Here is a 23005-nt window from a genome sequence, read left to right on the forward strand (position 1 = left end):
CGACCCGGGGCGGGGAGCCTCGCCTGCGGATCAGATGACGCCGGCTTCGACCTTGAGCTTCTGAACGAGTTCGGCTGCGGACCCGACCTTGATGCCGGCGGAGCGCCCCGGCGGCTCGGCGGTCTTGAGGACCTTGAGCTTCGGGGTCACGTCGACGCCGAGCGCCTCCGGGGCCAGTTCCTCGAGCGGCTTCTTCTTGGCCTTCATGATGTTCGGCAGCGATGCATAGCGCGGCTCGTTGAGGCGCAGGTCCGTCGTGACGATGGCCGGGAGCTTCAGACTTACAGTCTGGAGACCGCCATCGACCTCGCGGGTGACGTCGAGGCTGCCCTCGCCGACCTCGATCTTGTAGGCGAAGGTGCCCTGCGGCCAGCCGAGCAGGGCGCCCAGCATCTGGCCGGTCTGGTTCGAATCGTCGTCGATCGCCTGCTTGCCGAGGATGACGAGTTCGGGCGCCTCCTTCTCGACCACCGCCTTCAGCAGCTTGGCCACGGCGAGGGGTTCGCAGGTCACGTCGGTCTTCACCAGGATCGCCCGGTCGGCGCCCATGGCCAGCGCCGTGCGCAGCGTCTCCTGGGCCTGCTGCGGGCCGATGGAGACGGCGACGATCTCGGTGACCTTGCCCTTCTCCTTCAGGCGGATCGCCTCCTCGACGGCGATCTCGTCGAAGGGATTCATGGACATCTTGACGTTGGCGAGTTCGACCCCGGAGCCGTCGGCTTTGACGCGGATCTTGACGTTGTAGTCCACAACCCGCTTGACGGGCACCAGCACCTTCATGGCGGTCACGATCCTTCCCCGGAGGATTCTTTTCGTCGTGCAGGCCACGTCCGCGGGCGCCGGAGGCGTAGCGCAGCGTGGGCACGCAAGGCGGCCGGACCGTAGCGGCCACATTTCCGCCTTGTCAACGCGGCGCGGTGGAGCGGGCTCGAAAAGACCGGCCGCCGGTTCAGCGGTTGGCGCCGGGGACCCAGAGGACGTCGTCGGCCCCGTCGGCATTCGCCGTGCGGCTGGCCACGAACAGGAAGTCCGACAGGCGGTTCAGGTAGCGGAGCGCCTCGGGCGAGACGTCCTCACCCTCGCGGGCCGCGAGGCTCACCGCCAGACGCTCGGCGCGCCGGCAGACCGTGCGAGCGACGTGCAGGGCGGCGGAGGCGGCCGATCCCCCGGGCAGCACGAAGGACTTCAGCGGCGGGATCGCTTCGTTGAGGGCGTCGATGTCGCGCTCCAGGCGCTCGACCTGGCTCGCCACGATCCGCAGCGGCTCGTAGGGGAGGGGCTCCGGGCTCGGCGGCGTCGCGAGGTCCGCGCCGAGGTCGAACAGGTCGTTCTGGATCGCTCCGAGCATCCCGTCGAGATGACCCTGCGTGTGGAGGCGGACCATTCCGATGCAGGCGTTGGTCTCGTCGACGGTGCCATAGGTCTCGACGCGCAGGTCGGCCTTGGACCGGCGCTGCCCGTCGGCGAGCGCGGTCGTGCCCTTGTCGCCGGTGCGCGTGTAGATGCGGTTGAGCTTGACCAAGGGGTCTGGCGCCTCAGAAGGTGTAGCCGATCTTGCCGCCGAAATTGGTCAGGCCGCGGTTGTTAGCGCAGAGGCCGGCGTTCGACATGTGCTCGACGGTGGCCATGATGCTCCAATGTTCCGTCAGGCGATAGCCCAGCGCGGCGGCCTCGCGGAACATGGGCGAGCAGCCCAGGGTGTTGAAGCCGTAGGGCGTCTCCGCCTTCGGGCCGGTATAGCCGTTATGGGCGACGCCGCCGAAGAAGCCGTCGAGGAAGATGCGCCGGTTGAAGGTCCCGGGGAAGACCTCCAGGGTCCAGGTGGCGCCGAGATAGGCGTAGCTGGTCCGGCCGCCGGTGTTGTAGCTGCCGCCCACGGTCGGTCGCGGGACGAAGGCCTGCCAGAACGGGTCGGCGCTGAGGACCGGCTTGGCGAACAGGATCTCGCCGTTGACGTTCGCCTTGCTGAAACCCGGGAGCTTGCCTTCGGCACTGCCGGGGTCCTGCACCGCGCCGCCGATCCGGACCTCCGAGACGATGCTGAGCGGCTGGGCCGGCGCGGCGTAGGCCGCCGGCAGGGGCGGCGCATCCGCGGCCGAGACCGGCAGGATCGCGGCGGCGGTGAGCAGGCCGACAAGGCAGGTGCGGAGGGGGGCGATCATGCGGGCTCGGCCGGGGGGACTTCGCAGTTCCAGTCCACCGAGCGTAGCACGAGGCTTCCGCGGCCGACCGCCGAATTCATCCGCCGGTTCGGCGAAAGGCGCCGGGTGCGGCGGCGCAGTCACACCCGCCGGTCGGTGGTCAAGGCGAACGCCACCACACGACGCCCATGATGATCACGATCGCCACGAACTGAAGCAGCACCCGCAGGCGCATCAATTTCTGCGAGAGGTTGGCGCTGCCGCCCCGCATCATGTTGGCGAGGCCGTAGAGCAGGACGAGGGCGACGGCCACACAGGCCACGAGCACCAGGGCGTTGGAGGACATGCGGACGACGATCCGGGCCGGATGGGAACCGTGAGGCGGCTCCCATCGCTGGGTGAAGAGGGGCGCGCTCAGTTCCGGCGGAGCAGGCGCTCGAAATAGTCGAGTTCCTCGCGGGGCCGCGTCGGATCGCCGAGCTTGCGCCGCAGCTCCTCCATGATGCGCCGGGCACGCTGGACGGCGGATTCATCGGCGGTGGGCACGCGGACCCGTCCGTCGCTCATGTCGCGACCGCGGGTGGGGCGACCGAGCGGATCGTCGTCGCGGGCGCCGGCCTGACCCTGCTGGCCCGGCTGCTGGCCGCCGTCCTGCTGGCCCGGGCCCTCGCCCTGACCCTCGGCCATCTGCTGCGCCATGCCCTCGGCGCCCTGCTTCAGCCCGTCGAGGGCGCGACCCTGCGCATCCACCGCGACGCCGGAATCGCCGTCCTTGAGGGCATTCTCGGCCTCCCGCATGGCGTCCTCGGCATCGGACAGGCCCTGCTCGCCGCGCATGCCGTTCTCCTTCATGCGCTGTTCCAGCTCCTCGAGCCGCTTCCGGAGCGCCTGCTGACGCTCGCCGACATCGCCCTGCTGCCCTTGGCCTTGCTGTCCCTGGCCTTGCTGCCCTTGCCCTTGCTGCCCTTGGCCCCGCTGTCCCTGGCCCTGTTGCCCCTGGCCTTGCTGGCCCTGCTGCTTCTGCCCTTGGCCGCCCTGCTGGCCGCGTTGACCCTGCTGCTGACCGCGGTTCTGCGGCCGCTGGCCGCCGGGCTGTTCCTGCCCATCCTTGAACGTCTGATCGCGCAGGCCCTGCTGCTCGCGCGCCATGGCGTCGAGGTCGCGCATCTGCTTCTGCATCTCGCGGGAGGCCTGGTCCGACCGGCTGCCACGCTCGGCGGTCTGGAGGTTCTCCAGGATATTGCGCAGCTGCTCCATCAGGCGCTGCGCCTCGGCGGTGTCGCCGCGCTTCATCGCCTCGGCCATGTCCTGGATCATCTTGTCGAGATCCTCGGGCGTGACGGTCTTGGATTGCTGGTCGTTCTGCTGCCGCTCGCCGGACTTGCCGGGATCGCGGCCCTGCTTCTGCGCCATCTCGGACAGGAACTTGTCGAGGGCCTGTTTCAGGTCCTGGGTGAGGCGCTTGATCTCGTCGTCGGGCGCGTTGCGCTCGATGGCGTCCTTCAGCCGATCCTGGGCCTGACGCAGCTGCTTCTCGGCGTCCGAGAGATCGCCGTCCTCGATCTTCAGCGCCATCTCCCAGAGCAGGTCGGCGACATCGACGAGTTCGGGATCGGACGAGGCGCGGCGCAGGCGCTCGCTCGCCGTCTTCAGTCCGAGGAAGATTGCCGGCCGCGGCGTGAACATGTCGGGCGCCACCAGGAGGGCGTCCAGCGCGCCCTGGACCCAGCGGCGATCGGTATCCGGTGCGGTGACGAGGCGGCGGCGCTCCTCGGCGAGCGCCCGGGCCAGCGGATCGCGGAACGGCCGCGCCGGCAGGGTAATCTCGGTATTCGGGGTCCGGCCCTCCTGGCCCGCCTCATCCTTCACCGCGATGTGGTATCGGACACGCGCTCCGGACCAGGGACTGTCCGTGAGATCGACCAGGGTCTTGGTGTCGGTCTCGCCGCTGGCATCGGCCGGCTGGGCGAGGCCGATATGCGGTACGGGGACGAGGGAGCGGCCGGCTTTCAGCGGCTCGATCACCGCCTCGGCGGAGCTGATCCCGTAATCGTCCTTGGCCCGATAGGTGAGGGTGAAGGTGCCGCGCCCGTTCACCTCGGGGCCGCCCACCGCCGTGACCTCCGGCGGCCGGTCGGGTATCGCATCCACCGTCAGGCGCTGGCGGCCGGCGGGCGTGACGATCACCAGTTCCGCGGCGCCGACGACGCGGTAGCGTTCCTCGCGCAGATCCGGGCGCGGCTCCTGGCCCGGCACGGGGACGAGCCCGGCATTGGCCGACAGGGTCGTGTTCGCCGCGGCCTTGCCCTGACCGGCGATGCGCACGATGAGTTGCGCGTTGACCGGCGCCCGCAGATGCTGGTCAGTGCCGTCCATCGCGATCAGCAGCGGCGGCAGCCGCGTGTAGAGCGGCGGGTCGATCCAGCCGTCGACGCGGAAATTCGGCCCGGGCGCCGCCGGCTCCTGCCAGTCGAAGACCGCGCCGATCCGCTCGCGCCATTCAGGCCCCGCCGCGAACAGGCTGGCCACCGCCGCGACGATCAATCCGGCCCGGAGGGCGAGGGGATCGTGCCGCGTCATGCCCGGCCGCGGCGGCCCGACCCGGAGGCTCGCCACCGCCCGCGCGGCACGGCGCTGATGCAGGTCCCATAGGGCCCGGCTGCCGGCATCCGCGGCACCCACCGCGAGGGTGTCCTGCGCCGTCGAAGCGGGTCCGTGGCGCAGGGCCGGATCGCGCGCCGCGGCCTCCCGGTCGAGCCGCGTCAGAACCGAGCGCCGTTCGAGGCGCCTGAGACGGAGGAGCGGCAGGAGGGCCGCCACCAGCAGGATGGCCAGCACGCCCAGGTCGATCTGGCGCCAGAGCGGGGACAGGTCGAGCCAGAGGCCCGACCAGGACAGGATCAGGAACAGGAGCACGACCCCGAGGCCGCGCCACAGCACCGGCCAGGCCTGCTCCCACAGGGCCGCGACCCGCGCCCGGGCGACCAGCCGGTCGAGCCGCGCGGATCCGGCGGTGCGATCCGGTCGGGCGCCGTTCTGTCCGCCGTCGCTTTCGAAGCCGTCGTTGCCGATCACGCCGATCGTTCCGCCCCGCGCCCCTGGAATCCGGGGCGATCCCGGCTCCAATCCTCGGAGGCTAGCATGGTGGGCCGCCGCGGTCGGCGGGTCAAATCGGCGCGACGGCGGCGCTCAGTTGTGGGCCTGGATGAAGTTGCGCACCTGCGGGTAGATCTGCGATTCCCACCGGCGCCCCGCGAAGACGCCGTAATGGCCGACGCCGGCCTGGAGATGGTGGGACCGCATGTAGGGCGGCAGGCCCGTGCAGAGATCGTGGGCCGCCATGGTCTGGCCCACGGCGCAGATGTCGTCCCGCTCGCCCTCGACGGTCATCAGGGCAGTCCGGCGGATCGCCCGCAGGTCGATCGGTTCCCCGCGATAGGTCGCCTCGTTCTTGGCCAGGGCGTAGTCCTGGAACACGGTCTTGACCGTCTCGATGTAGAAATCGGCGGAGAGGTCCAGGACGGCGAAATACTCGTCGTAGAAGGCCTCGATCGCCTCGGCCTTCTCGGTCTCGCCGTTGGCCATGTGCCAGAACAGGTCGGCATGGCCCTGGATGTGGCGCTTGGCGTTCATCGCCATGAAGGCCGAGACCTGCATGAAGCCCGGATAGACCCGGCGGCCGGCGCCCTTGTGGCGGTTCGGAACGGTAGCGATCAGGTTCTTCTCGAACCACGCGATCGGCTTCGAGGTGGCGAGTTCGTTCACGCCGGTCGGGTTGATCCGGCAATCGACCGGCCCGGCCATCAGGGTCATGCTGCGCGGGGCGGCCGGGTCCTTGGCCTGCGCCATCACGGCCGCGGCCACGAGCGCCTGCACGGCGGGCTGGCAGACCGCGACGAGATGCGCGCCTTCGCCCATCGTCTGTAGGAATTGGACGAGGTGCGCGACGTAATCGTCGAAGCCGAACCGCCCCGCCGAGAGCGGCACGTCGCGGGCGTTGTGCCAGTCGGTGATGTAGACGTCGTGGTCCGGCAGCATGGCGCGCACGGTCGCGCGCAACAGCGTGGCGAAATGGCCGGACATCGGCGCGACCATCAGCACCTTGGGCTGTTCGGTGTGGATGTCCTTCTTGAAGTGCAGCAGGGTCGCGAATGGCGTGACCGCGACGGGCTCTTCGGAGACGGGGACGGTCCGGTTGCCGACCTCGACGGTGTCGATGCCGTAGGGCGGACGCGCGAAGGTCAGGCCCGTTCGCATCATCATCCGGGCGCCCGCGGACATCCAGGTGATCGGCTCGCCGAACCCGATCCAGGGCGACCAGACGTCGTTCAGCACCCGCCCCCAGGCGCGCGTCTGGGCGGCAATGTCGGTCTGCAGGTCGAACGCATCGTACAGCATCGGGCGGGCACTCGCGGAGCCCTGCCCGGCACGCGGGCTAACGGGGCAGCAATGGTGGCGGATGCCGGGGTTCAGACTTGCATCAGCATGGCCGGGCAGGATGGGTGCGGTTCGGTGGTCCCGCAACTGTCCGAAGGGCGAATGTCCCGAAGAAGACTACCGACGTGACTTTGATGCATCATGCGGCCCCGCTGGGAGCCGGCGCGCTCAGGAGGCCCGGCGGATGACGGCGACGGGCTCGGCCTCGGTGCGGCGGTGCTCGCAGGCGATCTTGAGGTAGCGGTCGCCGCCCCCGGGCAGCCCGGCCTGTGCGGCCATGGTCTGCGCGTGCATCAGGCATTCCATCGGCGTGTGCGCCGGGGCGATGATGACGTCCAGGGCGGTATCGCGGGAGCAATCCTGGGCGAGAAGAGTGCCGGCACAGACCAGGGCGACAGAGAGCAGTTCAGACATGACGGACCTCGGCTTCGAGCGATCGAAAGGTCCGCGGGGTGCTCTGGCGTGCGAGCCGCCGCGTTGTGATTGCCTGGGTGCTTCCTCACAGTTGACGAATTACCTAGCACGTCATGTGCCAGTTGAGCGGCGGCGGCTGGAGCCGGAGCCGAAATCAGTCGCGGGACGGTAGCCAGTGCGTCTCGGGCTCGTCGGCGGGGAGCAGGGTCGCCGCGGCATCGAGATCGACCACGTAGCGTTCCGTCAGCATCTGCCACATCTCGACGGGCGTGCGCGCGTTCGGCCTCAGCCCTTCGAGGGCGCGGGCGACGAGTGCCGTATTCAGCAGCTTCGGACGCTGCAGCAGTGGATCGGCGTTCAGCATCGACGGCAACTCCTGCCCGAGGCCGACAATCTGCTGCGTTTGTGGTTAACACCCGGTTACCGCCACGCTTGAGAACTTGCGATTGTCTTGACGGAGCTTGGATCGCGGCCTGCGGGGAGATTTTATCACCGGTTGATCAGCATTGCGCCGAAACCCGCCGACGGAGCGCTCGCGTCGGACGGCCTTGCCGGATGCGCGCATGGGGGCGCCGAGACCCCGGATCCGGTTCACAAGCCCGAGCCCATCCCGTATCAGGCAGGCGGATCGAGGCCGGCCCGGCCGGAGCGGGCGCCGCTCGGCCCCCGCGCGCCGCCCTCGGCCGATCGTGCGAACGGAACACCATGGACGCCAAACCAGACGCGACGGGCGCGACGCAGGGACCGACGGCCCGTCTCGTGCTCGCCTCCGCCTCGCCGCGCCGGCTCGCGCTCCTGCAGCAGATCGGCATCGAGCCGGACGCGCTGCTGCCGGCCGAGATCGACGAGACCCCGCGCAAGGCCGAACCGCCCCGCGACCTTGCCCGCCGCCTGGCGCGCACCAAGCTCGCCACCGCGGAAGCCGCGCTTCACCTGGGCGACAAGACGGCGCCGACATGGCTGCTGTCGGCCGATACGGTCGTGGCGGTCGGGCGGCGGGTCCTCCCCAAGGCCGAGGTGCCGGACGAGGCGGCGGATTGCCTGCGTCTCCTGTCCGGGCGCCAGCACCGGGTCTACACGGCGATCTGCGTGCTCTCGCCCCGCGGCCGGCGCGAGCGGATCGTCGAGACCCGGGTGCGGTTCAAGCGCCTGTCCGGCCGGGACATCCAGGGCTACGTCGCGTCGGGCGAGTGGCGCGGGAAGGCCGGCGGCTACGCGATCCAGGGGCTGGCGGGCGCCTTCGTGGTGAAGCTCGTCGGATCCTACAGTGCCGTGGTCGGGCTGCCGCTCTACGAGACCATGAGCCTGCTGGACGGCGAGGGCTATCCGGTCCGGGCCGGCTGGGGCGCGCTGGCATGAGCCGCGAGCGCCGCCCGGCCTGCCCGATCTGTCGACGGCCCGCAGAGCCGGACTTTCAGCCCTTCTGCTCGCAGCGCTGTGCGGATGTCGATCTCGGGCGCTGGCTGAACGAGCGCTACGCGCTCCCCGAAGAGATCGACAGCGACGAGCCCCCGCCCGAGCCCGATTCCGAACGCTGAGGGTCCCGCGGCTTTTCCATCCCGCCGAGGGTCCGGCAAGGCTGGACAGGCCGCACGGCACTGACTATACCCCGCGGCGTCCGAGGCCGGCACGGCCACGGGCGACGCCCAGGTAGCTCAGTTGGTAGAGCATGCGACTGAAAATCGCAGTGTCGGCGGTTCGACTCCGTCCCTGGGCACCATCCGCTCGCTGATCGCGCGGGCAGGACTTTTCGCGAACAGTCTCCGCGCGCTTTAATCGCCCGCCACAGCCATCATGGCTCGGCGGATCCGGTGCCTGTTCGATCGGCACCGCAGGGCGGATCGCGGGGACGGACCCGCACCGGGACGAGACCCGATCTCCCGTGGATCGCCGCTCCGACGCGTCCGAACGATCCGGGCCACGGTCATCCGACGGCAGAGTGCCCCGCACGCAGGTCGGCGAATGGGCACCGGCAACCCTATCGGATTGCACTATCGAGATCCTTGATGTTGCCGAAAATCAAATTAGCATGAATCAGGTTTTCAACGAGATACAGACTCCGCAATGCCGAAACTGAAGTCGCTCGACGGCCCGAGCCGGCGGAAGGAATTTCAGGTCCCCCTCGATGCCCGAGACGGCGTCGGCACCTGGACCTGGGATGCGGCTTCGGATCGCGTCTGGGCCGACGGTTCGGCGGCGCGCCTGTTCAACCTCGGTCCGGAGGAGGCCGAAGCCGGTTTGCCGCTCTCCGCCTACGCGGCCGCTGTCCCGACGCTGGACCGTGCACGGATTCGCGCGGCCTTCCGCAAGTATGTCCGGGACGGCGGACCCGCGGTGGTCGAGTATCGCGTCTCCTCGGCCGGCGGAGCCCTGCGCTGGGTGCTGTTGCGCGGCCGGTTCTCCAGCGATCACCTCGGCCGCCCGGTGCGCGGCCATGGAATTATCGTGGACGTCACGGACCTGAACGCTCGGGACGGTGACGCGAATCCGGTGGCGGATCCGGGCGAGACGCCCCTCGAACGCGCCGCCGACGCCGCGATCTCGGCGTTCCGGGCGGTCGACGCCCTGAACGATCCCGGCCTCAGGGCGTGGGCGGAGGCGCTCCTGCACGAGATCGGGCGGAAGCTCGCCGCGCAGCAGGCCGCTGAATCGCGCGCGAATCTGAACTGAGTCCGGCGGGGCGCGGCTCAGGCCGTGCTCTGAACCCGCAGGTGCCGGTCTGCCGACCGCTGCGCAGCGGGACTGGAAATCTCCGCCCCGTCCGCGCACACAGGCAGCGCCGCGGCGTTGCCGCTCAGCCGGATGGAAGGCTCGGATGGATACGGCAGATCTCGCCCCGCACGCGCATCAGGTCCTGCCCGAAGCGACGCTGCCCGGGCTGCCGAACCACTACCGTGGCAAGGTCAGGGACAATTACGACCTGCCCGACGGCCGGCGCATCCTGATCACCACCGATCGGATCAGCGCCTTCGATCGGGCGCTCGCCGCGATCCCGTTCAAGGGCCAGGTCCTTACCCAGACCGCGCGCTACTGGTTCGAGCGCACGGCCGACCTCTGCCCGAACCACGTGCTGGCCTATCCGGATCCGAACGTCGTCGTCGGGCAGCGCCTGGACATCCTGCCGGTGGAGGTGGTCGTGCGCGGATACCTCGCGGGCACGACCTCGACCTCCGTGCTGACCCGGTACCGGGCCGGCGAACGGGCGATGTACGGCCACCGCTTCCCCGAGGGCATGCGCCCGAACGAGCGCCTGCCGGACGCCATCATCACGCCGACCACCAAGGCCTTCGACGGCGGCCACGACGCGCCGCTGACCGAGGCCGAGATTCTCGGCCGCGGCCTGCTGAGCGCGGAGCAGTGGCGCACGGTCTCGGAGGCGGCCCTGGCCCTGTTCGCCCGCGGCCAGACCCTGGCGGCCGAGCGCGGGCTGATCCTGGCGGACACCAAATACGAGTTTGGCACGGACCAGGACGGCCGCATCGTCCTGGCGGACGAGATCCACACCCCGGACAGCAGCCGCTACTGGTTCGCGGAGAGCTACCCCGCGCGCTTCGCGGCCGGCTCGGCGCCGGAGAGCTTCGACAAGGACTTCGTGCGCAACTGGGTCGTGGCCCGCTGCGATCCTTACACGGATCCGATCCCGGAGATCCCGGCGGATGTCGTCCTCGAGACGGCCGCGGTCTACATTCGCGCCTACGAGACGATCACCGGCCTGCCGTTCGCGCTGCCGGATCCGGCCGAGGTGCCGTTCGACCGCATCCGCCACAACCTCGACGCCTATCTGGCCGCCAATCCCATTCGCTGAGCGGACGGCGCTGCCCGCACCGTCCACCCAGCGTTCAAGAGAAAAGGCTCACGCGGCGGCCGCCAGCGGGGCCGGGGAAGGGGCGTCCATCGCCCGCAGGTAGACGTCGAGCAGCGTCTCCTGCTCGTCGCGCTCGTCCTTGTCCTGCTTGCGGATCTTCAGGATCTCCTTGAGGATCTTGACGTCCAGGCCCTCGCCCTTGGCCTCGGCGAAGACCTCCTTCTTGGCCTCCATCAGGTCCTTGATCTCTTCCTCAAGCCGTTCCACGCGCTCGATGATCGAGCGGATCCGGTCGCCCGCGACGCCCACGGTGTCGGTCATGTCGGTCATGCAATTCCTCGTCGGATGACGGGGCACACTGGCCGGCGCAGGGTAAGCGGCGGGTTAAGGCGACGCGGTCTCGGCGTGGGGGACGATCCGGGCGCGATCCGCCCCGATCGTCCGACCGCGCTCAGGCATGGGCGAAGCGCGCCTTCTTGCCGAGCGCCTCCTCGACCGTGCCGTCGCCGTCGAGATAGCCGTGGACCTTGGGGTTCGGCATGATCAGGGACGCCACGAAGGCGATCGCCATCAGCACGGTCACGTACCAGAAGAACGTGCTCTCCATGCCGTTGTCCTTGAACCACAGGGCGACGAACTCGGCGGTGCCGCCGAAGGTGGCGTTGGCCACCGCGTAGGACAGCCCGACGCCCAGCGCGCGCACGTTGGTGGGGAACAGCTCCGCCTTCACGATGCCGCTGATGCCCGTGTAGAACGACACCACCGCGAGCCCGAGCGTGATCAGCGCGAAGGCGAGATAGGGGTCCTTGTTGGTGCCGAGAGCCGTCATCAGCGGCACGACCATGAGCGTGCCGAGGCCACTGTAGAGCAGCATGTTGACCTTGCGGCCGATCCGGTCGGACAGGGCGCCGAAAATCGGCTGGATCGCCATGTAGACGAACAGCACCACCGTCATCACCTGCGAGGCCGAGGTCTTCGGCATCCCGGCGGTGTTGACCAGGTATTTCTGCATGTAGGTCGTGAAGGTGTAGAAGCTCAGGGAGCCGCCGGCCGTGTAGGCGACCACGACCAGGAACGCCCGCCAGTGCTTGAACAGCTCGGCGAAGGTGCCGGCGGTCTCCTTGTCGCTGCTGTCCCTGGTCTCGGCCAGCGAGCGCCGGAGGTAGAGGGCCACGATGGCGAGGCCGGCGCCGATGAAGAACGGGATGCGCCAGCCCCACGCCGTGAGTTCGGGTGCGGTCATGACCGTCTGGAGTAGGACCAGGACCAGCGAGGCCAGGAGCTGGCCGCCGATCAGCGTGACATACTGGAACGAGGCGAAGAACCCGCGCTGCCCCTTGATCGCGACCTCGCTCATGTAGGTCGCCGAGGTGCCGTACTCGCCGCCCACCGAGAGGCCCTGCAGCATGCGGGCGAGGAGCAGCAGCACGGGCGCCATAGTGCCGACATGCTCGTAGGTCGGCAGGATGCCGATCAGCAGCGAGCCTAAGCACATCATGAGCACCGAGATGACCATCGAGGTCCGCCGCCCGACCCGGTCGGCGATCCGCCCGAACAGCCAGCCGCCGACCGGCCGCATGAAGAAGCCCACCGCGAAGATGCCGGCGGTCTGGAGAAGCTGGCTGGTGGAATCCCCCTTCGGGAAGAAGGCCGGCGCGAAGTAGAGCGCGAAGAACGCGTAGCAGTAGAAGTCGTACCACTCGACGAGATTGCCCGAGGACGAGCCGACGATCGCCCAGATGCGCCGGCGCCGATCCGCAGCGTCGTCGTGGGCGCTCGGCGCGATACCGATCGTATCGTTTCTCGAGGCGGACATGGCGTCTCCGTCGACCATTCTCGGCGCCGGCACGGGCCGGGCTCTTCTTCGTGCTGCGCGACGTTACAGGTGATGACCGTGATCGCAAGTCCGTGATCGGTCCCGAGCCGCGGACAGCTGTGGCCAGTGTCAGTGAATCCGGTTCGCCCGCGGCGGGGTCATCGCGTTCGACCGTCAGGCCCAATGCGGGCGGCGCGACCACGGGATGACGCGATAGACGCTCAATCCCTCGACACCTGCGCCACGTCAGCGATGCAACGGAACGGATTCCGCCGGGGCCCCGTTGCGGGCGTTGCGGGCGCCGCGAGCGCTCCGACGGAAGCGGGAGGAGAGGCCATGAAGCGGATACTGAGGGATACGGTGGCGGCCGCGATCGTCGTCGTCGGAGCGGCGACCGCCTTCGCACAGGGTGGTCCCGGCGGCGGCGGTCCGGGTGGCGGGCCCGGCGGCGGGGGAGCTGGTGCCGGCCCGGCCGGCGGCGGCGCGGGACCGGGCGGCGGCATGCGCGGCGGTGCCGGCGGCCCCGAGGGCGGCGGCATGCGCGGCGGCGCCGGCGGCCCCGAGGGCGGCGGCATGCGCGGTGGCGCCGGCGGACCGGAAGGCGGCGGGATGCGTGGCCCCGGCGGCGCCGAAGGTGGCCCCCGCGGCGCGGAGCCGGGTGGTCCGGCAGGCCGCGGCGCGGACGGCCCGCGGCGGCCCGGTGGCGCGGCCGAGCGCAACGGCGCCGGGGAGCGCGGCGGGCCGGGCGGCAATCCCGGAGGCGTGGAGCGGGGCGGTCGCGAGACGGGACCGGCGGGCGAGCGCGGCAACCGGGATGGGGCCGGTCCCGACCGGGGTGAGCGCGGCGGCGCTGGCGAACGGGGCGGCCGGGACGGTGCCCGGGGCGGCGGGCCGGCCCGCGGCGCGGTGGGCCGCCTCGATACGCGGCAGCGCTCGGAGTTCCGCGGTTCGATCACCCGGCTCGGGGTCTCGCCGCTGCGGGATGTGGCCTTCGGCCTCGCGGTCGGCACCGCGATCCCCCGGTCCGTGAGCCTTCACCGGCTGCCGCCATCGATCGTCGAGTTCGTGCCGGAATACGAGGGCTACGACTTCATCCTGGTGCGCGACGACATCGTGATCATCGATCCCGACACTTACGAGATCGTCGACGTCATTCCGGGCTGATCGGTCCGCAAAGACTACCGCACGCCGGACGGAGGCCGCTCCGGCGTGCGGCACTGGCCGTGTCGTCGCTGCGATCATCGGTGGGCTTCGGTCGCCATGCGGACTGCGAGCGAGGCCAGCACCGTTCCCATCAGCCAGCGCTGGATGACGCTCCAAAGCGGGCGCCGGGTGAAGAACGCGGCGATGGTCCCGGCCGAGACGACGAAGACGGCGTTCATGCCCACGCTGACGGCGAGCTGCGTGCCGCAGAAGATCAGCGCCTGTGCGAGGACGCTTCCGCTTTCCGGATCGATGAACTGGGGCAGGAGCGACAGATACAGAACCGCGATCTTCGGATTGAGCAGGTTCGTCAGCAGCCCCATCGCGAAAAGCTTGCGCGGGCTGTCCTTGGGCAGATCGTGGACCTGAAACGGGGACCGACTGTTGGGCCGAACCGCCTGCCACGCGAGCCAGAGGAGGTAGAGCGCGCCGGCGAAGCGGACGGCATCGTAGGCGTAGGGGATCGCGATCAACAGGGCCGTGAGTCCCACAGCCGCGCACGCCATGTAGACGATGTGGCCCGCGAGGATGCCGCCGAGCGAGATCAGACCGGCCGTCCGCCCCTGCGCGATCGAGCGGGAGACCAGGTAGACCATGTTCGGTCCCGGTGTCAGGGCCATGCCCAGCGAGACCGCAGCGAAGGCCAGGTAACTCGCCAGACTGGGCATGCGGATCCCCCGTGTCGCGCGACGTCGGGCCGACGCGCGCGCCTGCCCTCGGCAACGACGAATCAGTATCGATCATCGAGATCCAGGCTGACTTAAAATCTAAGCTTGGCGGGCGCCTCTTGTGAAGCCATCGCGCGCCGCGATCGTGCGGTTCACCGACCCCCGTCGAGGAGCTTCGAGACGACCCGGGCGGTGTAGTCGACCATGGGCACGATCCGCGCATAATTCAGCCGGGTCGGACCGATCACCCCGACGACGCCGACGATCTTCTGCGAGCCGTCACGGAACGGCGCCGCGATCAGCGAGGAGCCGGAGAGCGAGAACAGCTTGTTCTCGGAGCCGATGAAAATCCGCACGCCCTCGCCGCCCTCGGCGCGGGAGAGGAGGTCGATGACGTCCTTCTGCGTCTCCAGATCGTTGAACAGCAGGCGGATGCGCTCGAGATCCTCGACGGCGCGCAGGTCGTCCAGCAGGTTGGCCTGGCCGCGCACGATCAGCTGGCGCGCCTCCGTGGGGCCCACCGGAGTGGCGAGCCCGGCATCGACGAGGCGCTCGGTGATGGCGTCGAGCTCCCGCTTCATGGCCTTGCGGCCGGCCTCGATCTCGGCCCGCAGCGATCCCAGGGTGCGGCCCTGAAGCCGGGCGTTCAGGAAGTTTGTCGCCTCCTGGAGGGCCCCGGCCGGCAGGCCGGCGGGCAGGTCCACCAGCCGGTTCTCCACGGAACCGTCGTCCGAGACCAGGATCACCAGGGCGCGGGCCGGGTCCAGGCGGACGAACTCGATGTGCTTCAGGCTCACATTCGCTTTGGTGGTCAACACCACTCCGGCCCCCCGCGAGACGCCCGACAGCATGGTCGAGGCCTCGGCCAGAGCGGATTCGAAGGTGTGGCCGGAGGCGGCGGCGCGCATCTGCGCCTCGATCCGGGCCTGCTCGTCCTGGCTGACATCGCCGAGTTCGAGCATGGCGTCGACGAAGAATCGAAGGCCGAGCTCGGTCGGCAGGCGGCCGGCCGAGGTGTGCGGCGCGAAGATCAGGCCGGAATGCTCCAGATCCGCCATCACGTTGCGGATCGAGGCCGGCGACAGCGCCATCGGCAGGATCCGGGCGAGATTGCGCGATCCCACCGGCTCGCCCGTGGTGAGGTAGCTCTCGACGATCTGCCGGAAGATCTCCCGGGCGCGTTCGTTGAGGGCGGCGAGGGCCTGCATCGATGGATCGTTCGGGAAACGAGAGTTCGGGTCTGTCACGCGATCATCCTGTGGTCCGATCATGTCCGGCCGACCCGCCCGGATCAATCCATACGGCGATGCTTGCTCACGGTGCCGCACCGGCCTAAGAGCCCGGCCCTCGACATTCACCACAGAAGGGGCCCGCAATGCGGCCTTCCAAGCGTGCCGCCGACGAGTTGCGGCCCGTGAGCCTGGAGCGCGCCGTGTCGCGCTACGCAGAAGGCTCCTGCCTCGTCAGCTTCGGCAACACCCGGGTGCTCTGCACCGCCTCGCTGGAGGAGCGCGGGCCCCCGTGGCTGCGGGGTTCGGGCAAAGGATGGGTCACGGCCGAGTACGCCATGCTCCCCCGTGCGACGCACGAACGCACCCGGCGCGAGGTCGGTTCCGGCAAGCCGTCGGGGCGGACGCAGGAGATCCAGCGCCTGATCGGCCGCTCGCTGCGGGCCGTGACCAACCTCCCGGCCATGGGCGAGCGCCAGGTCACGGTCGATTGCGACGTGATCCAGGCCGATGGCGGCACCCGGACCGCCGCGATCACCGGCGCCTGGGTGGCGCTGCACGATTGCTTCGCCTGGATGCGGACGCGCTCGATCATCTCGGTCGACCCTCTGAAGGACCATGTCGCGGCCGTCTCCTGCGGCCTGTACAAGGGGATGGCGGTGCTCGACCTCGATTACGCCGAGGATTCGGCGGCCGAGACCGACGCCAATTTCGTGCTCACCGGCCGGGGCGGCATCGTCGAGGTCCAGGGCACCGCCGAGATGGAGCCGTTCACGCAGGAGCAGCTCCTCGAACTCCTCAGCCTGGCGCGCGCCGGCACCGACCGGCTGGTCGCCCTTCAGAAGGAGGCCCTCGCGTGAGCCGCAGGCTGACCGGCAAGGTCGTGATCGCCACCCACAATGCCGGCAAGCTCGTCGAGATGCGCGACCTCCTGGCGCCGTTCGGGGTGGAGGCGGTCTCGGCCGGCGAACTCGGCCTGCCCGAACCGGACGAGACCGGGACGATGTTCGCCGAGAACGCGGCGATCAAGGCGAAGGCCGCCGCCGACGCCACCGGCCTTCCCGCCTTCGCGGACGATTCCGGCCTGTGCGTCGACGCCCTCGACGGGGCGCCGGGCCTGTTCTCGGCCCGCTGGGCCGGCCCGGACAAGGATTTTGCCGGGGCGATGGCGCGAATCTTCGCCGAACTCGACGCCCGCGGGGCGATCGACCGCCGCGCGCACTTCGTCTCGGCCCTGGTGCTCGCCTGGCCCGACGGGCACACCGAGCTGTTCGAGGGCCGGGTCTTCGGCGACCTCGTGGCGCCGCGCGGTTCGGCCGGCTTCGGCTACGACCCGATCTTCCGGCCGGACGGGCATGACCGCACCTTCGGCGAGATGAGCGCCGCGGAGAAGCACGGGGTCGACTGGCGGACGGGCACCGGTCTGTCCCACCGCGCCCGGGCGTTCGTGGCGCTGCGCCGGGCCTGCCTCGCGCCCGGCGCCTGATTGCCAAACCGGACGGGCGCGCGCACATCCCGGCGATCATGCGAACGACCGGCCCGGACCACCCGACCCGCGATGCGGGTTTCGGGATCTACCTGCACTGGCCCTTCTGCGCCGCGAAGTGCCCCTATTGCGACTTCAACAGCCACGTCCGGCACGGAGGCGTGGACGAGCCGCGCTTCCTCGAGGCCTTCCGGGCCGAGATCGCCCATATGGCCGGCCGGACGCCCGGCCGGACCGTCACCAGCATCTTCCTCGGGGGCGGCACCCCCTCGCTGATGCGGCCGGCGACCGTCGCGGGGCTGCTCGACGCGGTGGCGGCTCGATGGACGGTGGCGCCGGACGCGGAGATCACCCTCGAAGCCAATCCGTCGAGCGTCGAGGCCGCCCGCTTCCACGGCTACCGCGCGGCCGGGGTCAACCGGGTCTCCCTCGGCGTGCAGGCGCTCGACGACGCGTCCCTGAGGACCCTCGGCCGGCTGCACGACGTGGCGCAGGCCCTCGACGCGATCCGGGTCGCGCAGGCCGTCTTCGCGCGCACCTCCTTCGACCTGATCTATGCCCGGCCCGGCCAGACCCCCGCGCTCTGGCGGGACGAACTCGGTCAGGCCCTCGCGCTGGCCGGCGAGCACCTGTCGCTCTACCAGCTCACCATCGAGCCGGGCACGCCGTTCCACGGTCTCGCGGCGGCCGGGAAGCTCGTGGTTCCGGACGACGAGATCGGCCGGGCCCTCTACGACGTCACGCAGGATCTCTGTTCCCGGGCCGGCCTGTCGGCCTACGAGATCTCGAACCACGCGCGGCCCGGCGCCGAGTCGCGCCACAACCTGCTCTACTGGCGCTACGGCGAGTATGCCGGCATCGGCCCCGGGGCGCACGGCCGCCTCGTCACCGCGCCCGGACGGATCGGCACCGTGACCGAGCGCGCGCCGGAGGCGTGGCTCACCCGGGTCGAACGCGACGGCCACGGCATCGCCGAGACCGAAACGCTCTCGGCCGCCGATCAGGCCGACGAGTTCCTGGTGATGGGCCTGCGCCTGCGCGAGGGGATCGATCCGGACCGCTACGCCGCCCTCAAGGGCCGGCCGCTCAACGGCAACCGCATCGGCATGCTGGTGGGCGACGGTATGCTGGAGCGGCGACCGGGCGGACGCATCGCCGCCACGGCGCGGGGCGCGCCGGTCCTGAACGCGATCGTGGCCGAGCTCGCCGGCTGATCAGATCCCGGGCTTGGCCAGCACCCGCGGGGCCGGGCTGACCAGGGTCGCGGCGTTGTTGCGGATCTCGTAGACCGCCAGCGCCCGCTCGCTCTGCCCGTCGGGCCGGAAGCGGAAGGTGCCGTCGATCCCGGCGAAGCCCGCCGCATTGGTCAGTGTCGCCTCGGCGAAGCGCTGCGAGCCGTATTGCCGCGCGAGGGCCGCGGCGAGCATCACGGCATCGTAGGCCAGGGATGCGACGCGCGGCGGCACCGCGCCGAAGCGGGTCTGGTAGCGCCCGCTGAAGGCGGAGAACCCCGCGCGGTCCGGCCCGGCGAAGCGGCCGCCCTGGAGCGCCGGCAGGGCGAAGAGCGCCGGCTCGTTCCACAACGCCGTCCCGATGGGCCGCACCCGGGCCGGGGAGAAGCCGGCCTTGGTCAGTGCCGCCGCGACCGCCGGCAGGGCGTCGGCCGTCTCCGGGATGAACAGCGCGTCGGCGGTGGCTGCGGGACCGGTGATCACCCGCGCCAGCCGCTCCACCGCTTGGCCCGGACTGCCCGCCGGGTAGCGCTCCACCGCCGCGACCCGGGCGCCCCGGCGCGCCACGGTCTCGCGGAAGGCCGCCTCCACGGCGTTTCCGTAGGCGGTCTCGGGGATCAGCGCCGCGAAGGAGCGCTTGCCCCCCGCCACCGATTCCTCGACCACCCTGTCCACCTCCGGCTGCGGCAGGAAACTCAGGAGGTAGACGCCGCGGGCCGCCACGGTCACGTCGGTGGAGAAACCGATCACCGGCTTGCCCATCGCCTTCGCCGCCGCGGCGGCGGCCTGGACGCTGCCGGCGAAGACGGGACCCAGGACGATCTCCGCGCCCTGTCGCAGGGCGTCCTGGGTCCCGTCCCGGGCGCCGTCCGGGCTGCCGCGGTCGTCCTCCACCAGGATCGTCAGGTCGGGCTGCTGCGCCTCGTCATAGGCCAGCTGAGCGGCATTGCGCATGGCGGTGCCCACCGCCGCCCCCTGTCCGTTGAGCGGCAGGACGAGGGCGACCTTCACAGATCCGGTCCCGATCCGCTGTCCAGCCGCCGCGATGGGGGTCGGGATCGTCGGTGCCGCATCCGGCAACCCCTGCGGCACTTCGACGGGCGGAGCCAAGGTGGCGGCCTGCGGCGCCGGCCCGCGCCGGGCGACGCCGTCGCCGAGGCAGCCGCCGAGGGGCAGAAGCGCGCCGAGGAGCACGACGCTCAAGGCGGTGACGCGCACGACCCGGTCCGGCGCGCCGATCGGGCACGCCATGGCGCGGTCTCCTTCGGGCAGGCCACGCCACCGTGATGGCAGGCCCGGGAAATGTAAACGCGCGGACCGGGACTTGCCCCCGGCGGCGCGGCTTAGACGCGACGAGAGCCGTCCAGTGTGGCAAGATCGCCGATCATGACCCGTCGATTCGATGCCCAGGGGCAAGCCGCTCCGATGAGACCCCCTGCTCAGAAGCCGGGCGGCGACCGCCCGCGGGCCCTCACGTTCACGGCCTTCGGGCTGGCCAGCGAGGCCGAACCGGTCGCTCCCGGCCTGCACATCGTGGCGACGCCCATCGGCAACCTGCGCGACATAACCATCCGCGCGCTCGCCACCCTGGCGGCAGCGGATGCGGTGCTCGCCGAGGACACGCGCGTCACGCGGACCCTGCTGGCCCATTACGGCATCACGACGCCGCTGCTGGCCTATCACGAGCATTCCAACGACGCGGTGCGCGAACGGATGGTCGCAAGGCTGCGTGCCGGCGAGGCGCTGGCCCTGGTCTCGGATGCGGGCACCCCCCTCGTCTCGGATCCCGGCTACAAGCTGGTTCAGGCCGCCATCGCGGCGGGCATCGCGATCACCCCGGTGCCCGGTCCGTCCGCCGTCATGACCGCCCTGGTGGCGGCGGGCCTGCCGACCGACCGTTTCTTCTTCGAGGGGTTCTTGCCGCAGAAGGCCGGCGCCCGGCGCAACCGCCTGGAGGCGTTGACCCGGGTCCCGGGCACGCTCGTCCTGTTCGAGTCGCCGCACCGGCTTCCGGAGATGCTCGTTGACGCCGCTGCGATGCTCGGGCCGGACCGGCCGGCCGCGGTGACCCGGGAGCTGACCAAGTTTTACGAGACCATCCGGCGCGACACGCTGGGGGCCCTGAGCGAGCGCTTCGCGGAGGACGGGGCGCCGAAGGGGGAGATCGTGGTCATCATCGGCGCGGCCACGACGCCGGAGCGGACCGCGGAGGACGATACCGCCCTCGACGCGCTGCTCCGGACGGCGCTCGAACGCCACTCGATCAAGGACGCGGCGAGCCTCGTGGCCGATCAGACCGGGCAGCCCCGGCGGCTCGTCTACGCGCGGGCGCTCGTCCTGGCGCGGAGCGAGGGGTGAGCGCGACGCGGCCAGACCAGGCCGTCCGACGCCGCGCCGCCTACCAGCGCGGCCATCGCGCCGAGTGGCTGGCTCTGGCGGCGCTGATGCTCAAGGGCTACTGGCCGATCGGCCGGCGCATCAGCCTCGCGGGGGGCGAGATCGACCTCGTCGTCCAGCGCTGGACCACCATCGCCTTCGTGGAGGTGAAGGCCCGTCCCCGGCGCGATGACGCTCGCGAGGCGATCGACGCGGTCAAGAGGCGCCGCTTCTCCCGGGCGGTCAGGTCCTGGATCGGTCGCAATTCTTGGTCAGCCGGGATGACGTTCCGGGCCGATGCCGTGTTCGTCGGCGCCCGGGGATGGCCGGCCCACGTCGCCGACGCCTTCCCGATCGAGGGGTTGTGAGGCGACCCGGGCGGAGCGGAGCAGGTCTCAGTCGCGGGCGGCCCGGATGGCGCCGATCAGCGTGCGCTTCAATTCGGCCTGGCTGAACGGCTTCTGCACCACAGGCCGGTCACGGAACGGCTCGCGGATGCCGGCGCCGCCGTAGCCCGTGGAGAAGACCAGCGGCAGATCGCGCTTGGCGATCGCCTCGGCAACCGGATAGATCGGCTCGCCGGCCACGTTCACGTCGAGGATCGCGACCTCGAACACCTCCTGCGACGCCATTTCCAGCGCGGAGGACAAGCGTGCGGCCGGACCGACCACGGCACAGCCGAAATCGAGCAGCATGTCCTCGAGCAGCATCGAGATCGCGGCCTCATCCTCCACGACGAGCACGCGGACGCCGTTGAGAATATCGTCGTTGGGGTCAGCAATCACGCCGCGCCGTCTTCCCTTCGAGCGCCCCCGGATCGGGGACCAAACCGTTCGTTTGTCTGCCGCTCGGAAACCGCATGCTCGGCGTCTTCAAAAACGCAACACAGCCATGACAAACGGTTCCCGAGGTGGCCTTTGGCGTCGCCCGTTACGAGCAACGTGTCAAGCGTTCCCGAGCCGTTCCGTAGCCATTGGCGACTGGAATGTTAACCGATGATACATTTTGGCGGCCGGGGGTGGGCGCCCGACCGTTGCGGAGGTCAATCGTCCTTGAAGCTGACCTTCGCGCCGCGCGCGACGTGGGCGGCGAGGTCCCGGGCGTTCCAGTTGGTCAGACGGATGCAGCCATGCGACTCGGTCTTCCCGACCTTTTCGGGCTCGGGGGTCCCGTGGATCCCGTAGCTCGGGATGGCGAGATCGATCCAGACGAGGCCCACCGGGTTGTTCGGCCCGGACTGGATCGTGAATTTGTGCTGCGTCTTCACGCCTTTGAACGCGTATTTCGGATTGTACGTGTAGTCCGGATCGAAGGCGACGCCCTTGACCTTGGTGTCGCCGCTCGGCGCCGGCTTCTCGGTACTGCCGATCGAAGCGGGATAGTAGGCGAGCAACTTCCCGTCCGCGCCGAAGGCGCGCACATCCCGGCTCTGCTTATCGACCTCGACACGCTCGACCTTGGGATCCTGGGGGAGATCCTTCCCCTTCAGCTTGTCGGTGCCCATCGGGTCCACCGCCGCGACCGTGATCGTCGTGCCGGCCTTGTCGAGGGGCTTGTCCGGGTTGAGGGCCGTGACCAGGGCGCGCCCCATATGGAAGCGCTCGGCCAGCATCTCCCGCGGGTTCGTGTAGCTGAGCGCCTTCAGGTCAGCCTGCTGTTCCATCTTGGGCGGGATCTTATCGATATAGGGACCCGCGGCATCGGCGTCCGTGATCGTGTAGTCCGTCACCGCCGGCTTGTCGCTGGTGGCTTGAAGCTTGTCCCAGACCTCCGGCGTCAGTTTCTCCGTGGCGGACAGACCCTGTGCCACCGCGAACGCCGCCAGGGCGCGCCGGTAATTGTCGCCCGTCAGGCCATCGATGGCGCCGGGATAGAAATGCGCCCGATCGAGCAGCACCTGCGCCTTGACGATCAGCGGATCCGGCTTCTCGTCGCCGCCCTCTGCCTTCCTCGTCTTCGCGGCGGACGTCTTGTCGCTCGATTTGTCCCCTGCCTGCGGCGCCAGGGCAGCCGCGTTAACGGCTTCAGCGGTGAGGGCGGACGATTTCGCGTCGCCCTGGGCTAGCTTCGGGGCAGCTGCAGCCTGTGCAGCCATGCAAGTGAGCAGCACAACCGCGCAAACGGGACGCCAAGGTCTCGGGTTCATCGACGTCGTCATCTCCGCAAGCGTAGGCGCTCCCCGCTGAAATGCTGCGCCT

Annotated in this window: 25 protein-coding genes and 1 tRNA gene; 11 read left to right on the top strand and 15 right to left on the bottom strand. The window is 70.2% G+C overall.

The features are described from left to right. Positions 1-30 precede the first annotated feature (30 nt). From AC3IF3_RS18960 to AC3IF3_RS18995, 8 genes are all read right to left on the bottom strand, one after another. On the bottom strand, positions 31-780 hold the full coding sequence (locus AC3IF3_RS18960) for an electron transfer flavoprotein subunit beta/FixA family protein (protein ID WP_243973953.1): 750 nt from the start codon (positions 778-780) through the stop codon (positions 31-33). A gap of 169 nt (positions 781-949) precedes the next feature. Further along, the gene (locus tag AC3IF3_RS18965) at positions 950-1522 is read right to left on the bottom strand and encodes a cob(I)yrinic acid a,c-diamide adenosyltransferase (protein WP_489217632.1); all 573 of its coding nucleotides are present in this window, start codon (positions 1520-1522) and stop codon (positions 950-952) included. Between the two features lie 13 nt (positions 1523-1535). Continuing rightward, a complete protein-coding gene (locus AC3IF3_RS18970) occupies positions 1536-2162 on the bottom strand; it encodes an acyloxyacyl hydrolase (protein WP_243973874.1) in 627 nt (208 codons plus the stop codon). Positions 2163-2301: 139 nt separating this feature from the next. After that, positions 2302-2487, bottom strand: a complete 186-nt coding sequence (locus AC3IF3_RS18975) for a twin transmembrane helix small protein (protein ID WP_243973875.1) — start codon at positions 2485-2487, stop codon at positions 2302-2304. Positions 2488-2555: 68 nt separating this feature from the next. Then, positions 2556-5216: a TIGR02302 family protein gene (locus tag AC3IF3_RS18980; protein WP_489229892.1), complete on the bottom strand. Its 2661-nt coding sequence runs from the start codon at positions 5214-5216 to the stop codon at positions 2556-2558. A gap of 114 nt (positions 5217-5330) precedes the next feature. Then, the gene (locus AC3IF3_RS18985; protein ID WP_489217634.1) at positions 5331-6539 is read right to left on the bottom strand and encodes a polyhydroxyalkanoate depolymerase; all 1209 of its coding nucleotides are present in this window, start codon (positions 6537-6539) and stop codon (positions 5331-5333) included. A 207-nt stretch (positions 6540-6746) separates the two neighbouring features. Then, positions 6747-6992 (bottom strand): hypothetical protein, encoded by a 246-nt coding sequence (locus AC3IF3_RS18990; RefSeq protein ID WP_243973878.1) that lies wholly within the window; start codon positions 6990-6992, stop codon positions 6747-6749. A 154-nt stretch (positions 6993-7146) separates the two neighbouring features. Beyond that, a complete protein-coding gene (locus AC3IF3_RS18995) occupies positions 7147-7356 on the bottom strand; it encodes a hypothetical protein (RefSeq protein ID WP_243973879.1) in 210 nt (69 codons plus the stop codon). Between the two features lie 341 nt (positions 7357-7697). Between AC3IF3_RS18995 and AC3IF3_RS19000 the strand changes: the two genes are divergently transcribed. From AC3IF3_RS19000 to AC3IF3_RS19020, 5 genes are all read left to right on the top strand, one after another. After that, positions 7698-8351, top strand: coding sequence for a Maf-like protein (locus tag AC3IF3_RS19000; RefSeq protein WP_489217636.1), 654 nt, complete (start codon positions 7698-7700; stop codon positions 8349-8351). After that, the gene (locus AC3IF3_RS19005) at positions 8348-8530 is read left to right on the top strand and encodes a DNA gyrase inhibitor YacG (protein ID WP_243973881.1); all 183 of its coding nucleotides are present in this window, start codon (positions 8348-8350) and stop codon (positions 8528-8530) included. The genes AC3IF3_RS19000 and AC3IF3_RS19005 overlap by 4 nt, the downstream gene beginning before the upstream one ends. A 106-nt stretch (positions 8531-8636) precedes the next feature. Then, a tRNA-Phe gene (locus AC3IF3_RS19010) sits at positions 8637-8712 on the top strand. Positions 8713-9056: 344 nt separating this feature from the next. Then, entirely contained in the window at positions 9057-9662 is a 606-nt protein-coding gene (locus tag AC3IF3_RS19015) for a PAS domain-containing protein (RefSeq protein ID WP_243973882.1), read from the top strand. A 145-nt stretch (positions 9663-9807) separates the two neighbouring features. Next, positions 9808-10797, top strand: coding sequence for a phosphoribosylaminoimidazolesuccinocarboxamide synthase (locus AC3IF3_RS19020; protein ID WP_489229893.1), 990 nt, complete (start codon positions 9808-9810; stop codon positions 10795-10797). A gap of 48 nt (positions 10798-10845) precedes the next feature. Here the strand turns inward: AC3IF3_RS19020 and AC3IF3_RS19025 are convergent, their stop codons facing one another. Next, a complete protein-coding gene (locus tag AC3IF3_RS19025) occupies positions 10846-11127 on the bottom strand; it encodes a DUF2312 domain-containing protein (RefSeq protein ID WP_243973884.1) in 282 nt (93 codons plus the stop codon). 121 nt (positions 11128-11248) lie between these two features. Next, positions 11249-12613 carry an MFS family transporter gene (locus AC3IF3_RS19030; RefSeq protein ID WP_489229894.1) on the bottom strand — a complete coding sequence of 455 codons (1365 nt, stop codon included), beginning with the start codon at positions 12611-12613 and terminating at the stop codon, positions 11249-11251. A gap of 336 nt (positions 12614-12949) precedes the next feature. On the opposite strand from AC3IF3_RS19030, the gene AC3IF3_RS19035 reads away from it, so the two are divergent. Continuing rightward, on the top strand, positions 12950-13777 hold the full coding sequence (locus AC3IF3_RS19035; protein WP_489229895.1) for a DUF1236 domain-containing protein: 828 nt from the start codon (positions 12950-12952) through the stop codon (positions 13775-13777). A gap of 74 nt (positions 13778-13851) precedes the next feature. Here the strand turns inward: AC3IF3_RS19035 and AC3IF3_RS19040 are convergent, their stop codons facing one another. Together AC3IF3_RS19040 and hrcA are read right to left on the bottom strand one after the other, a co-directional pair. Then, entirely contained in the window at positions 13852-14484 is a 633-nt protein-coding gene (locus tag AC3IF3_RS19040; RefSeq protein ID WP_489229896.1) for a LysE family translocator, read from the bottom strand. A gap of 152 nt (positions 14485-14636) precedes the next feature. Next, positions 14637-15692, bottom strand: coding sequence for a heat-inducible transcriptional repressor HrcA (hrcA, locus tag AC3IF3_RS19045; protein ID WP_243973888.1), 1056 nt, complete (start codon positions 15690-15692; stop codon positions 14637-14639). 167 nt (positions 15693-15859) lie between these two features. Between hrcA and rph the strand changes: the two genes are divergently transcribed. The 3 genes from rph to hemW are packed head-to-tail and all read left to right on the top strand — an operon-like array spanning position 15860 to position 18413. After that, positions 15860-16573, top strand: coding sequence for a ribonuclease PH (rph, locus tag AC3IF3_RS19050; RefSeq protein WP_489229897.1), 714 nt, complete (start codon positions 15860-15862; stop codon positions 16571-16573). Further along, the gene (rdgB, locus tag AC3IF3_RS19055; protein WP_489229898.1) at positions 16570-17199 is read left to right on the top strand and encodes an RdgB/HAM1 family non-canonical purine NTP pyrophosphatase; all 630 of its coding nucleotides are present in this window, start codon (positions 16570-16572) and stop codon (positions 17197-17199) included. Before rph ends, rdgB begins: the two co-directional genes overlap by 4 nt. 38 nt (positions 17200-17237) lie before the next feature. Continuing rightward, on the top strand, positions 17238-18413 hold the full coding sequence (gene hemW / locus AC3IF3_RS19060; RefSeq protein ID WP_489229900.1) for a radical SAM family heme chaperone HemW: 1176 nt from the start codon (positions 17238-17240) through the stop codon (positions 18411-18413). On the opposite strand, the gene AC3IF3_RS19065 is transcribed toward hemW, so the two are convergent. Further along, positions 18414-19682, bottom strand: coding sequence for a penicillin-binding protein activator (locus AC3IF3_RS19065; RefSeq protein WP_489229901.1), 1269 nt, complete (start codon positions 19680-19682; stop codon positions 18414-18416). A 135-nt stretch (positions 19683-19817) separates the two neighbouring features. Between AC3IF3_RS19065 and rsmI the strand changes: the two genes are divergently transcribed. Together rsmI and AC3IF3_RS19075 are read left to right on the top strand one after the other, a co-directional pair. Next, positions 19818-20789, top strand: a complete 972-nt coding sequence (gene rsmI / locus AC3IF3_RS19070; protein ID WP_489229902.1) for a 16S rRNA (cytidine(1402)-2'-O)-methyltransferase — start codon at positions 19818-19820, stop codon at positions 20787-20789. Then, complete coding sequence (locus AC3IF3_RS19075; RefSeq protein WP_489229903.1) at positions 20786-21175, top strand: YraN family protein; 390 nt, start codon at positions 20786-20788, stop codon at positions 21173-21175. Before rsmI ends, AC3IF3_RS19075 begins: the two co-directional genes overlap by 4 nt. Positions 21176-21202: 27 nt before the next feature. Here the strand turns inward: AC3IF3_RS19075 and AC3IF3_RS19080 are convergent, their stop codons facing one another. Both AC3IF3_RS19080 and AC3IF3_RS19085 read right to left on the bottom strand, forming a co-directional pair. Continuing rightward, on the bottom strand, positions 21203-21592 hold the full coding sequence (locus tag AC3IF3_RS19080; RefSeq protein WP_243973895.1) for a response regulator: 390 nt from the start codon (positions 21590-21592) through the stop codon (positions 21203-21205). A 257-nt stretch (positions 21593-21849) separates the two neighbouring features. Further along, entirely contained in the window at positions 21850-22953 is a 1104-nt protein-coding gene (locus AC3IF3_RS19085; RefSeq protein WP_489229904.1) for a L,D-transpeptidase family protein, read from the bottom strand. Between the last annotated feature and the right edge of the window lie 52 nt (positions 22954-23005).

The sequence above is a fragment of the Methylobacterium sp. J-118 genome (genome assembly GCF_057836565.1).